At 70.4% G+C, this 12,455-nt stretch carries 11 protein-coding genes; 5 read left to right on the top strand and 6 right to left on the bottom strand.

The features are described from left to right. Positions 1–116: 116 nt before the first annotated feature. Positions 117–518: a response regulator gene (locus AQJ58_RS05100; protein WP_067245101.1), complete on the top strand. Its 402-nt coding sequence runs from the start codon at positions 117–119 to the stop codon at positions 516–518. 79 nt (positions 519–597) lie between these two features. Here the strand turns inward: AQJ58_RS05100 and AQJ58_RS05095 are convergent, their stop codons facing one another. The 4 genes from AQJ58_RS05095 to coxB form a co-directional block, all read right to left on the bottom strand. Beyond that, complete coding sequence (locus AQJ58_RS05095; RefSeq protein ID WP_067245100.1) at positions 598–1,857, bottom strand: L,D-transpeptidase; 1,260 nt, start codon at positions 1,855–1,857, stop codon at positions 598–600. A gap of 131 nt (positions 1,858–1,988) precedes the next feature. Next, a complete protein-coding gene (locus tag AQJ58_RS05090) occupies positions 1,989–2,387 on the bottom strand; it encodes a cytochrome c oxidase subunit 4 (protein ID WP_067245098.1) in 399 nt (132 codons plus the stop codon). Continuing rightward, positions 2,384–4,114 carry an aa3-type cytochrome oxidase subunit I gene (gene ctaD, locus AQJ58_RS05085; protein WP_067245096.1) on the bottom strand — a complete coding sequence of 577 codons (1,731 nt, stop codon included), beginning with the start codon at positions 4,112–4,114 and terminating at the stop codon, positions 2,384–2,386. Before ctaD ends, AQJ58_RS05090 begins: the two co-directional genes overlap by 4 nt. Beyond that, on the bottom strand, positions 4,111–5,070 hold the full coding sequence (coxB, locus tag AQJ58_RS05080; RefSeq protein ID WP_067245094.1) for an aa3-type cytochrome oxidase subunit II: 960 nt from the start codon (positions 5,068–5,070) through the stop codon (positions 4,111–4,113). The genes ctaD and coxB overlap by 4 nt, the downstream gene beginning before the upstream one ends. Before the next feature lie 281 nt (positions 5,071–5,351). Here coxB and AQJ58_RS05075 point away from each other — a divergent pair, with 281 nt between their 5' ends. Then, the gene (locus AQJ58_RS05075) at positions 5,352–6,701 is read left to right on the top strand and encodes a cysteine desulfurase/sulfurtransferase TusA family protein (RefSeq protein WP_067245093.1); all 1,350 of its coding nucleotides are present in this window, start codon (positions 5,352–5,354) and stop codon (positions 6,699–6,701) included. A 63-nt stretch (positions 6,702–6,764) separates the two neighbouring features. On the opposite strand, the gene AQJ58_RS05070 is transcribed toward AQJ58_RS05075, so the two are convergent. After that, the gene (locus tag AQJ58_RS05070) at positions 6,765–7,739 is read right to left on the bottom strand and encodes a carbohydrate kinase family protein (RefSeq protein ID WP_067245090.1); all 975 of its coding nucleotides are present in this window, start codon (positions 7,737–7,739) and stop codon (positions 6,765–6,767) included. A 130-nt stretch (positions 7,740–7,869) separates the two neighbouring features. On the opposite strand from AQJ58_RS05070, the gene AQJ58_RS05065 reads away from it, so the two are divergent. Beyond that, positions 7,870–8,082: a hypothetical protein gene (locus AQJ58_RS05065; protein ID WP_067245088.1), complete on the top strand. Its 213-nt coding sequence runs from the start codon at positions 7,870–7,872 to the stop codon at positions 8,080–8,082. Positions 8,083–8,214: 132 nt separating this feature from the next. Further along, complete coding sequence (locus AQJ58_RS44235) at positions 8,215–10,533, top strand: hypothetical protein (RefSeq protein WP_234359956.1); 2,319 nt, start codon at positions 8,215–8,217, stop codon at positions 10,531–10,533. A 76-nt stretch (positions 10,534–10,609) separates the two neighbouring features. Here AQJ58_RS44235 and AQJ58_RS05050 read toward each other — a convergent pair whose 3' ends face one another. Further along, positions 10,610–10,966, bottom strand: a complete 357-nt coding sequence (locus tag AQJ58_RS05050; RefSeq protein WP_046727393.1) for an iron-sulfur cluster assembly accessory protein — start codon at positions 10,964–10,966, stop codon at positions 10,610–10,612. A gap of 298 nt (positions 10,967–11,264) precedes the next feature. Here AQJ58_RS05050 and nadA point away from each other — a divergent pair, with 298 nt between their 5' ends. After that, positions 11,265–12,449, top strand: coding sequence for a quinolinate synthase NadA (nadA, locus tag AQJ58_RS05045; protein ID WP_067245819.1), 1,185 nt, complete (start codon positions 11,265–11,267; stop codon positions 12,447–12,449). Positions 12,450–12,455: the final 6 nt, after the last annotated feature.

Raw genomic sequence — 12,455 nt, 5'->3', positions numbered from 1 at the left:
GTAGGCCCCGTATGGCCCATCGAAGTGGTGTTCCAAGCGCTGTTGACGAGGTGTTCAAGGGAGTAGCATCCGCCGCATCGGTTCTGTCCGTACGACGCTGAGGTCACGGAGGAAGCATGCAGGCGACCGCGACGGTGCTGGTCTACAGCGACGACTCCCGCACGCGTGAGCAGGTGCGGTTGGCCACCGGCCGGCGGCCGGCTCCCGACGTACCGGTGGTCGAGTTCGTGGAGTGCGCCACTCCGGACGCGGTGCTGCGGGAGCTGGACAAGGGCGGGATCGATGTGTGCGTGCTGGACGGCGAGGCCGTGCCGATGGGCGGGATGGGGGTGTGCCGGCAGATCAAGGACGAGGTGTTCCAGTGTCCGCCGGTGCTGTTGCTGATCGCCCGGCCGCAGGACGCGTGGCTGGCCACGTGGAGCCGGGCCGAGGCGGCTGTGACGCTGCCGGTGGAGCCGGTGGAGTTCGCGGGCGCGCTGGCTTCCCTGTTGCGGGAGAAGAGGCTGCAGAGCGCCTGAGAGGGTGCCTGTGCGGGTGGTGGGGCGACTGCGGGCCGGCGCCGGCTGATCGCGCAGTCCCCCGCGCCCCTGAAGGGAGCTACACAGCCGTGGGCCGCAGGGTGGACGTGTCCGGCTGGGTCTTGTGCTTGCCCGTGGTCAGGGCGCTGCCGGTCTTCCACTTCGTCCAGTCGACGTTCCAGTCGCCGAAGCCGTTGCCGAACGGCTCCATCGTGTCGCCGTAGCTGTTGACGACCTTGACGACGTCGCCCTGGCGGACGTGGTCGAAGAACCACTCGGCGTTGGCGGTGCTCATGCCGGTGCACCCGTGGCTGACGTTCGCGTAGCCCTGCGAGCCCACGGACCAGGGCGCGGCGTGGACGTACTCGCCGCTCCAGGTGAGCCGGGTGGCGTAGTAGACGGGCAGGTCGTACGACTCGGAGGAGCCCTCGGCGATGCCGACCGTGGCGCTGCGCATCCGGACGAACTGTTCCTTGCCGAGGACGACCTTGACGCCGTTGCGGGTCTCGAAGCCGGGCTTGCCGGTGGTGACCGGGATGGTGTTGATCACCTCGTCGTTCTTGTAGAACGTCAGCGAGTGGGACGAGGCGTCCGTGACGGCTATGACGCGGTCCCCGATGGTGAGGGTGACGTCCTTCGACGTGGTGCCCCACAGACGGTCGCTGATCCGGATGCCGTCGAGGTTGCTGTGGGCGCGGATCGTGGCGTGGGCCGGCCAGTACTCCTGGGGACGGTAGTGGAGTTCCTTGTCGTCCACCCAGTACCAGGCGCCCGGCACGGAGGGCGTGGAGTCGACCTTGAGACCGCGCTCGACTATCGCGCGCTGGGCCGGGTCCTTGACGGGCTCGCTGAGCTTGGCGGTGACGGGCTGGCCGACGCCGTACGTGCCCTGGTCCGGGCCGAGCTCGACCGTCAGGCGCTTCTCGCCGCTGGGCTTGCCGGTGTCGAAGGTGAGGACCCGGCGGCCGGGGGCGCCGTCGGCGTCCTCGGTGCTCACCCGGACCGTGTAGTGGGCGTCGGCGGCCAGCGGCTCGGTGCTGTGCCAGCGGCTGCCGTCGGCGGCGAGTTCGCCCGCCACGTAGCGCCCTGAGGCGTCCACGGCGGTGACGTCGGTGAGGGGCTCGTCGTCGTCCCGGGCGACGACCTCCAGCGGCTTGTCCGGGTCGGCCTTCCTGCCGTCGCCGTCGGGGCCGTTGAAGGAGATCCGGTCGCTCGCGTCGTAGGGGCGCTCGGCGAGGGGGTTGCCGTCGGATCCGCAGGCGGTGACGACGCCCGCTCCGAGGGCGATCACCAGCACCGTGCAGCTGACGACTGTGCGGGGGCGGGGTGTGTGGCTCATGGCTTCACGCTAGGGAGCCGCGTCAACCACGGCGCGCTGGACGCCACGTATGGAGGACAGGGATTGCGGCGAACGAAGGAGCCCGGACTCTCCTCGACGGAGTGTCCGGGCTCCCGTGGGTTCGGCGCGTGCTACTGGGTGCGGTTCTCACCGCGGTAGTACTCGAAGACCCAGCCCCAGATGCCGATGAGGATGATCGGGGCGGCGAAGTACAGCAGCCACCAGCCGATCGCGACACCGAGGAAGGCGATGGCGCCACCGACGCCGAGCGCGAGCGGCTGCCAGCTGTGCGGGCTGAAGAAGCCCAGCTCGCCGGCGTCGTCCGCGACGTCCGCCTCCTTGTTGTCCTGGGCGCCCGCGTCCACCCGGCGGGCCGTGAAGCCCAGGTAGAAGCCGATCATGATGGACAGACCGAAGGCCAGGAAGAGGGCCGTGGTGCCCGCCGGCTCCTTCGACCAGACGCCGTAGACGACCGCCATGATGAGGATGAACACGCTCAGCCACGTGAACATCCTGCCTTGGACCTTCACTTGCCGGCCTCCTTGCTGCCCGCGATGGCACCGTGGCCGGCGTGCTCCAGCTGCTCGAGCGCGGCGATCTCCGGGTGGTGCAGGTCGAACGCCGGGGATTCACTGCGGATCCGCGGCAGGGTGAGGAAGTTGTGCCGCGGCGGCGGGCAGGAGGTCGCCCACTCCAGGGAGCGGCCGTAGCCCCACGGGTCGTCGACCTCGATCTTCTTGCCGTACTTGGCCGTCTTCCACACGTTGTAGAGGAACGGCAGGATCGACAGACCGAGGACGAACGAGCTGATCGTCGAGATCGTGTTCAGGGCGGTGAAGCCGTCGGCGGCCAGGTAGTCGGCGTACCGGCGCGGCATGCCCTCGGCGCCCAGCCAGTGCTGGACCAGGAAGGTGCCGTGGAAGCCGAAGAACAGCGTCCAGAAGGTGATCTTGCCAAGGCGCTCGTCGAGCATCTTCCCGGTGAACTTGGGCCACCAGAAGTGGAAGCCGGCGAACATCGCGAAGACGACGGTGCCGAAGACGACGTAGTGGAAGTGCGCCACCACGAAGTACGAGTCGGACACGTGGAAGTCCATCGGCGGGGAGGCCAGGATGACGCCGGTCAGACCGCCGAAGGTGAAGGTGATGAGGAAGCCCGCCGCCCAGAGCATCGGTGTCTCGAAGGACAACGAGCCCTTCCACATCGTTCCGATCCAGTTGAAGAACTTCACGCCGGTCGGGACGGCGATGAGGAACGTCATGAAGGAGAAGAACGGGAGCAGGACGCCACCGGTGACGTACATGTGGTGCGCCCACACCGTCACGGACAGACCGGCGATGGCGATCGTCGCGGCGATCAGGCCCATGTAGCCGAACATCGGCTTGCGGGAGAAGACCGGGATGATCTCACTGATGATGCCGAAGAACGGCAAGGCGATGATGTACACCTCTGGATGGCCGAAGAACCAGAAGAGGTGTTGCCACAGTAGGGCGCCGCCGTTGGCCGCGTCGAAGACGTGGGCACCGAACTTGCGGTCCGCCTCCAGGGCGAACAGCGCGGCCGCGAGGACCGGGAAGGCCAGCAGGACCAGGACACCGGTCAGCAGGACGTTCCACACGAAGATCGGCATGCGGAACATGGTCATGCCCGGCGCGCGCATGCAGATGATGGTGGTGATGAAGTTGACCGAGCCGAGGATGGTGCCGAAGCCGGAGAAGGCCAGACCCATGATCCACATGTCGGCGCCGATGCCCGGGCTGCGGACCGCGTCCGACAGCGGGGAGTAGGCGAACCAGCCGAAGTCGGCCGCACCCTGCGGGGTGAGGAAGCCGGCGACGGCGATGAGCGAGCCGAACAGGTACAGCCAGTAGGCGAACATGTTCAGCCGCGGGAACGCCACGTCGGGCGCGCCGATCTGGAGCGGCATGATCCAGTTCGTGAAGCCGGCGAACAGCGGCGTCGCGAACATCAGCAGCATGATCGTGCCGTGCATCGTGAACGCCTGGTTGAACTGCTCGTTCGACATCAGCTGCAGGCCCGGACGGGCCAGCTCGGCGCGCATGAGCAGCGCCATCACGCCGCCGATCAGGAAGAACGCGAACGACGTCACCAGGTACAACGTACCGATGGTCTTGTGGTCGGTGGTGGTGAGCCACTTGACCACGACGTTGCCGGGCTGCTTGCGCCGGACCGGCAGCTCGTTCTCGTATGAGCCTTCAGCTGCCGCGGCACCCTGGGGTTCGTTGAGGATGCTCACAGGTTGTTCGTCTCCCGGTTCTTCTCATGGGCGGTCTGCTCGATGCCCGCGGGAACGTAACCGGTCTGCCCCTTCTTGGCGAGGTCCTTGAGGTGCTGCGCGTAGCGCTCGGGAGAGACGACCTTCACGTTGAACAGCATCCGGGAGTGGTCGACGCCGCAGAGCTCGGCGCACTTGCCCAGGAAGGTGCCCTCATGGTTGGGGACCACCTGGAAGGCATTGGTGTGACCCGGGATGACGTCCTGCTTCATGAGGAACGGCACCACCCAGAAGGAGTGGATGACGTCACGCGAGGTCAGGACGAAGCGGACCGTCTTGCCCTCAGGAAGCCACAGGGTCGGGCCCGGGTTGTTGGTCTGCGGGTTCCGCTCGTTGGGGACACCGCAGGTGTAGACGCCGCCCGCGTCGGCCGGGAAGTCCTTCTTGTACCGGTCCGGGATCGCGGCCAGGTTCTCGTCGGTCTTCGCGTCGCCGGTGGAGCCTTCGACGTTCTCGATGTAGTTGAAGCACCAGCTCCACTGGAAGCCGACCACGTTGACCGTGACGTCGGGCTTCTTCTCGAGGCTGAGGAGCTTCGACTCGTCGCGGGCCGTGAAGTAGAACAGCACCGAGACGATGATGATCGGGACCACCGTGTACAGCGCCTCGATCGGCATGTTGTACCGGGTCTGCGGAGGAACTTCGACCTTCGTGCGGCTGCGCCGGTGGAAGAAAGCACTCCACAGAATCAGGCCCCACACCAGCACGCCGGTGGCCAGCGCGGCCGCCCAGGAGCCCTGCCACAGGGAGAGGATCCGCGGAGCCTCTTCTGTGACGGGGGTGGGCATGCCAAGGCGGGGGAAGTCCTTGTATGTGCAACCGGTGGCGGTCGCCAGGACCAGGCCCGCGGTCATTGCCTGCAGCAGCTTCCGCCGCATCGGGCGCCGCGGCGAGCGGTCGGAGCCGTTGGGACTCACGTAGCGCCTTCCCGAGAGTCTCGCCCGCGCTGATCGGCTGCGGCCTTCTCGCTGGTCGGTCGCCGCCCTGCGTCGGGCAGGGGTTTGGATGTTTATGCGGACCAAACCCTAGCCGACGCCCTCCGGGGGTTCTCGGGGAGGGGTGCCATACGCGCCGCGGGTCAGCCGAAAGCGCCTAGTAGTGCGCCGAGTGCGGCTGTTCGGCGAGTGCGGGTGCTTTCGTGGCCGGTCGCGCAGTTCCCCGCGCCCTGGGGCGCCCACCCACGTTCTAACGTGGCCGTATGGCCTACTTCGATGCCGCTTCCGCCGCTCCCCTCCACCCCGTGGCCCGTCAGGCCCTGTTGGCCGCCCTGGACGAGGGGTGGGCCGATCCGGGGCGGTTGTACCAGGAGGGGCGCAGGGCGCGGATCCTGCTCGACGCCGCCCGCGAGGCCGCCGCGGAGGCGGTGGGGTGTCGCGCGGACGAGTTGGTGTTCACCTCGTCCGGGACCCGGGCCGTCCGGACGGGAGTCGCAGGGGTGTTGGCCGGCCGTCGGCGGATCGGACGTCACCTGATCGTGTCAGCCGTCGAACACTCCTCGGTGCTCCATTCGGCCGAAGCGCTGGAGGCGGACGGCGGCACGGTGACGCGGGTGCCGGTGGCGCGGAGCGGGGCGGTGGCGGCGGAGGGGTACGCGCAGGCGCTGCGCCCCGACACCGCGCTGGCGTGTCTGCAGTCGGCCAACCACGAGGTGGGCACCGAGCAGCCGGTGGCGGCCGTCGCCGAGGCGTGCCGGGCGGCCGGGGTGCCGCTGCTGGTGGACGCGGCGCAGTCGCTCGGCTGGGGGCGGGTGGAGGGTGACTGGTCGGTGCTGACCGCCAGTGCCCACAAGTGGGGCGGGCCGTCCGGGGTCGGGCTGCTGGTGGTGCGCAAGGGGGTGCGGTACGCGGCCCGGGGGACGGAGGAGTTCGGCGCCCTGCCGGCGATCGTGGCGGCCGCGGCGTCCCTGCGGGCGGTACGGGCCGAGGCCGACCGGGAGGCGGTACGGCTGCGGGAGCTGACGGAGCGGATCCGGCTGCGGGTGCCCGAACTGGTCGGGGACGTCGAGGTGGTGGGCGATCCGGAGCGACGGCTGCCGGGGATCGTCACCTTCTCCTGTCTGTACGTCGACGGGGAGGCGCTGCTGCACGGTCTGGACCGGGAGGGCTTCTCGGTGTCGTCGGGCTCGTCCTGCACGAGCAGCACCCTGACGCCGAGCCATGTGCTCAAGGCGATGGGGGTGCTGAGCGAGGGGAACGTACGGGTGTCGCTGCCTGCGGGGGCGGCCGAGGAGGACGTGGAGCGGTTCCTCGGGGTGCTGCCGGGGGTGGTGGCGGGGGTCCGGGAGAAGCTCGGGGCACCGGCACCCGCCACGGCCGTGGCGGAGGACGTCCTGGTCGTGGACGCCCTCGGCAAGCGCTGCCCGATCCCCGTCATCGAACTGGCGAAGGTGATCGGGGACGTGCCGGTGGGCGGCCTGGTCCGGGTGCTCTCCGACGACGAGGCGGCCCGTCTGGACATCCCGGCGTGGTGCGAGATGACGGGCCAGGCGTACGAGGGCGAGGAACCGTCGGAGAGGGGAGCGGCGTACGTGGTCCGCCGGCTCGGCTGACCCACTCCGGGGGCGCGGGGAGCCGGGCGGCCTGCCCCCCGCACCCGCGCCCGGACGGACCCGTCAGCCCAGGTGCTCCCGGACCTCCGCGGCCGCGTCCTCCCCGTACGCCTTCGTGAACCGCTCCATGAAGTGCCCGCGCCGCAGCTGGTACTCCTGCGTGCCCACGGTCTCGATGACGAGCGTGGCCAGCATGCAGCCGACCTGCGCGGCACGCTCCAGCGAGACCCCCCATGCGAGCCCGGAGAGGAACCCGGCGCGGAAGGCGTCGCCGACGCCGGTGGGGTCGGCCTTGCGCTCCTCGTCGGGGCAGCCGACCTCGATCGGGTCGTCGCCCGCGCGCTCGATCCGGACGCCGCGCGCGCCGAGGGTGGTGACGCGGTGGCCGACCTTGGCGAGGATCTCGGCATCGGACCAGCCGGTCTTGGACTCGATGAGGCCCTTCTCGTACTCGTTGGAGAACAGGTACGTGGCGCCCTCCAGCAGTATCCGGATCTCCTCGCCCTCCATCCGGGCGATCTGCTGGGAGAAGTCGGCGGCGAAGGGGATGGCGCGGGAGCGGCACTCCTCCGTGTGGCGGAGCATCCCCTCCGGGTCGTCGGCGCCGATCAGGACCAGGTCGAGGCCGCCGACGCGGTCCGCGACGGTCTTCAGCTCGATCAGGCGGGCCTCGCTCATCGCGCCCGTGTAGAAGGAGCCGATCTGGTTGTGGTCGGCGTCGGTGGTACACACGAAGCGGGCGGTGTGCAGCGTCTCGGAGATACGGACGGACTCGGTGTCCACGCCGTGGCGGTCCAGCCAGGCGCGGTACTCGTCGAAGTCCGCGCCCGCGGCCCCGACCAGGACGGGCCGGGTGCCGAGCTGTCCCATCCCGAAGGCGATGTTGGCGCCCACCCCGCCCCGGCGGACGTCCAGGTTGTCGACCAGGAAGGAGAGCGAGACCGTGTGGAGCTGGTCCGCGACCAGCTGGTCGGAGAAACGTCCGGGGAACGTCATGAGGTGGTCGGTCGCGATGGAGCCGGTGACTGCGATGCGCACGGCGTGGACTCTCCTGTGGGGAGGGGGATTGACAGTTCACGCTACCCGGTGGAGCGGCGCCACTGAAGCAGCCGAAACTACCCGATAGTAGATCTTTCTTCGCGGGCGCCTCGGTGCTTACGGTTCGGCTATGACCAACGTCGAGTTCCGCATCGCCCCCGCCCCGGCCGACCTCGAAGGCGGCCTCGCCTCCCTGCGCGGCGACTGCGCCCGGATGGCTCCGCACTGGGCCGCCCCGGAGAAGGTCGTTTCCCGTCCGGTCTCCCCGTCCCGCATTCACGGTGTCTCCGTCCCTGCGAGGTCGGCACGGCTGCTGGAGGCCATGCCGGAGTACGGCAACTAGTCCCGCATTTCCTTACGGCTGTTCCGGCCGGGGCGCTCACGGGGAACCGTGCGCTCCCCCGGCGCGTCCCATCGCTGTCCCTCGTCGGGGGGATGCGAGGTACGACAGCAGGGCAGCCGAAGGAGCGATGCGGTGAACACCGAGCGACCCGAGAACGACGACACCGCGCGCGTGCGGGAAGCTTCCGAGACCGGTGAGACCGGGGAAACCCGGGAGGCCGGGGAAACCCGGGATGCCGGTGCGGCGCAGGATGCCGGTGCGGCGCAGGATGCCGGTGCGGCGCGGGATGCCGGCGAAGCCCCGGAGGCCGACGAGCCCGTGGCACGGGAGGCGGCGGGGGAAGCCCCGGAAGCCAGTGAGGCCGGGGAAGCCGCGGCGGCCGACGAGGCCGGGGCCCGGGACGCGAGGGAAGCCTCGACAGCCAGTGAGGCTGGGGAGGCCTCCGAGGCCGGTGAGGCCCAGGGGGCCGGTGAGGCGCGGCACGTGAAGGACGCTTCGCGGTTCCGCGACGTCCCGGATGGCCCGGAGTCCCAGGCGGGGCAGGAAGCCGCCGACAACCCCCAGACCCAGGCCGCCCAGGAAGCCCCGGACCGCACTCAAGCCCACGCGGGCCGGGCCGTCCCGGATGCCCCGAAGCCCCCGGCGGACCAGGAAGCCGCCGACAACCCCCAGACCCAGGCCGCCCAAGAAACCCCGGACAGCCCGCACGCCCAAGCCGCCCAGGAAGCCCCGGACCGCACTCAAGCCCACGCGGGCCGGGCCGTCCCGGATGCCCCGAAGCCCCCGGCGGACCAGGAAGCCGCGGACCGCCCGCACGCCCAAGCCGCCGAAGAAACCACGGACAGCCCGCAGGCCCAAGCCGCCCGAGAAACCACGGACAGCCCGCAGGCCCAGGCCGGGCGGGGAGTTCCCGAGGGCCCGGCGGGCCGGGAAGGCTCGGACAGCTCTTACGCGCCAGTGGGCCAGGAGGTCTCGGGGCCGTTGGCGGTCGGTCGTGGGGGTGGGGGCGGGGATGAGATCTCGTCGGTGCCCCGTCGGCGCTCACCCTTTCTCGTTCTCTCCGTCGCCGCCGCCGTGCTGCTGGTCGGGGGTGGCGGGGCATATCTCAGCGCGCAGGCCACCGGCGGCGGCGCCGGTGCCGGGGCGCCCTCCGGTGGCGGCACCCCCGTACCGCTGGCGCTGGACGACTACGCCGGCACCGCCTCCGCTGGGGGGCCGAACGGCATCGCGCCCGGTGAGCCGAACCCGTACGGGGTGACGTACCGGGCCGCCGGCGACCTCCCCGAGGGTCCCCGTTCCGCGCCCGTGTACTGGGCGAAGGGCGAGGTCGGCAGGGGCGAGGTGGCCCGGCTGGCGAAGGCGCTCGGGGTGGACGGGACGCCCGTGGCGGACGGCGGGGCCTGGACGGTGGGCGCCGGGAACGACGGTTCGGGGCCGGTGCTGCGGGTGAACCGGCAGGCGCCGGGCATGTGGACGTTCAGCCGGTACGCACCGGGCACGGACGCCTGCAAGGGCGGTATCGCCAAGTGCACCAAGGACCCGGCGGCCCCGGCCGCCGATCCGGTGAGCGAGGCGGCCGCGAAGAAGGCGGCGGCGCCGATCCTGAAGGCGGTCGGGCAGGACGACGCCAAGGTGGACGCGAGCCAGGTCATGGGCGCCCAGCGGGTGGTGAACGCGGACCCGGAGGTCGGCGGTCTGCTCACCTACGGGTGGACGACCGGGATCAGCGTCGGCGCCGACGGGGTCGTCATCGGCGCCAACGGGCAGCTGAAGGCGCCGGTCGAGGGGGCGACGTACCCCCTGCTGACCGCCGAGAAGGCGCTGAAGGAGCTGAACGCGGCGCCGAGGACCGATCACCGGATGGGCATCGGCGGGTGCGCCAGCCCGGTGCCGCTGAAGGACCGGCTGGAGAGCCCGTGCGGCTCGTCCACCGGCTCCGCGGGCTCGGCGGGCGCCGCACGGACCGTGACCGTCGAGGACGCGGTGCTCGGGCTGGCCCAGCACACCTCGGGCGGGCGACAGGTGCTCGTGCCGTCCTGGCTGTTCGAGGTGCGGGGCACCGGAGCCGCGGACGGGTACCGGGTGACGCAGCCTGCGGTCGACCCGGCCTACCTGAAGGACGCGGCCATCCCCGCCCCGGCGCCGAGCGCCACCTCGGGCACCCGCGACGTCCAGGTGGACGGCTACACGGCCGAGGGCGACGAGCTGGTCGTGAGCTTCACCGGCGGGGTGTGCGCCGACTATGCGGCGAGCGCGAAGGAGTCCGGCGACCGGGTGACGGTCACCGTGACGGAGACGCCCTGGCCGAACAAGGTCTGCATCCTGATCGCCAAGGAGTACCACGAGACGGTACGGCTGGACGCGCCGCTCGGCAGCCGGAAGGTGGTCGGCTCGGACGGCAGGGCCGTACCGCTGGAGAAGGCGGGCGCGCGACTGCCCGACGCCCAGTAGGCACCGCTGCGGGAGTACGACGAAGGCGGCGGCCCCGGAGAGGGGCCGCCGCCTTCGTCGTACGTCTGGGCGAGGCTCAGCTGAAGGAGTCGCCGCAGGCGCAGGAGCCGGTGGCGTTGGGGTTGTCGATCGTGAAGCCCTGCTTCTCGATGGTGTCGACGAAGTCGATGGAGGCGCCGCCCAGGTACGGGGCGCTCATCCGGTCGGTGACGACCTTGACGCCGTCGAAGTCCTTGACGACGTCGCCGTCGAGGGAGCGCTCGTCGAAGAAGAGCTGGTAGCGCAGGCCCGAGCAGCCGCCGGGCTGCACGGCGACGCGCAGCGCCAGGTCGTCGCGGCCTTCCTGGTCGAGCAGGGCCTTGACCTTCGCCGCCGCGGCGTCGGACAGGATGATGCCGTCGGTGGCGGTGCTGGTCTCGTCCGATACGGACATCTACATCTCTCCCGGGTTGTACGGAGGCTGCTTGCCGACGGTTGCAACCGACGGGGCCGCGGATTCATTCCGGGCCGGGCACTTCTCGTCGCGTGGTGCTTTCGCGTGCCTCTTCATGCTCGCACACCGGCGGCGAAGCGAACAGCGACCGCCCGGCCCGCCCAGCGGCCTGTCCTCGCCATCCTCGTGCCGTTTCCGGGATTCATGTCACATCGACGCGATGACCATCGTCAAGGTGACGTGAAGCAGGCTATCATAGATAGCGTCAGTTCGACGAAAAGTAGAAAGGGTGCGTGACGTGACCACCGCCCAGCCCACGGAGCTCGACGTGCAGCCGACTCCGCTCGCCCTGTTGCTGCTCGGCCGCGAGGCCGACCCGAAGAGCGAGCGGGGTGTCGAGTGCCCCGGCGACCTGCCCTCGCCCTCCGACCCGGACCTGGTCGAGCGGGCCCGGGCGGCCAAGGAGAAGCTCGGTGACAAGGTCTTCGTGCTCGGCCACCACTACCAGCGCGACGAGGTCATCCAGTTCGCGGACGTCACGGGCGACTCCTTCAAGCTGGCCCGGGACGCGGCCGCCCGCCCGGAGGCCGAGTACATCGTGTTCTGCGGTGTGCACTTCATGGCGGAGTCGGCGGACATCCTGACCTCCGACGAGCAGAAGGTGGTCCTGCCCGACCTCGCCGCCGGCTGCTCGATGGCCGACATGGCCACGGCCGAGCAGGTCGCCGAGTGCTGGGACGTGCTGACCGAGGCCGGCATAGCCGAGCAGGTCGTGCCCGTCTCGTACATGAACTCGTCCGCGGACATCAAGGCGTTCACGGGCCGGCACGGCGGCACGATCTGCACCTCGTCCAACGCCCAGCGGGCCCTGGAGTGGGCCTTCGAGCAGGGCGAGAAGGTCCTCTTCCTGCCCGACCAGCACCTCGGCCGCAACACCGCCGTCCGGGACATGGGCATGTCCCTGGAGGACTGTGTCGTCTACAACCCGCACAAGCCGAACGGCGGGCTGACCGCCGAGCAGCTGCGCGCGGCGAAGATGATCCTGTGGCGCGGTCACTGCTCGGTGCACGGCCGCTTCAGCCTGGAGTCGGTCGAGGACGTCCGCGCCCGCGTCCCCGGCGTGAACGTGCTGGTGCACCCCGAGTGCCGGCACGAGGTCGTCGCCGCGGCGGACTACGTCGGCTCGACCGAGTACATCATCAAGGCGCTGGAGGCGGCCCCGGCCGGCTCGAAGTGGGCCATCGGTACCGAGCTGAACCTGGTGCGCCGGCTGGCGAACCGTTTCGCGCCCGAGGGCAAGGAGATCGTCTTCCTCGACCGGACGGTCTGCTTCTGCTCGACGATGAACCGCATCGACCTCCCCCACCTGGTCTGGACCCTGGAGTCGCTGGCCGAGGGCAAGCTGGTCAACCGGATCGAGGTCGACCGGGAGACCGAGGCGTTCGCGAAGCTGGCGCTGGAGCGGATGCTGGCGCTGCCGTAGCCCCGG

It is taken from the genome of Streptomyces sp. DSM 15324 (assembly GCF_001514285.1).
GTDB lineage: Bacteria > Actinomycetota > Actinomycetes > Streptomycetales > Streptomycetaceae > Streptomyces.
The sequence above is the reverse complement of the archived record's forward strand: the minus strand, read 5'-3'. Positions and strand labels throughout refer to the sequence as shown.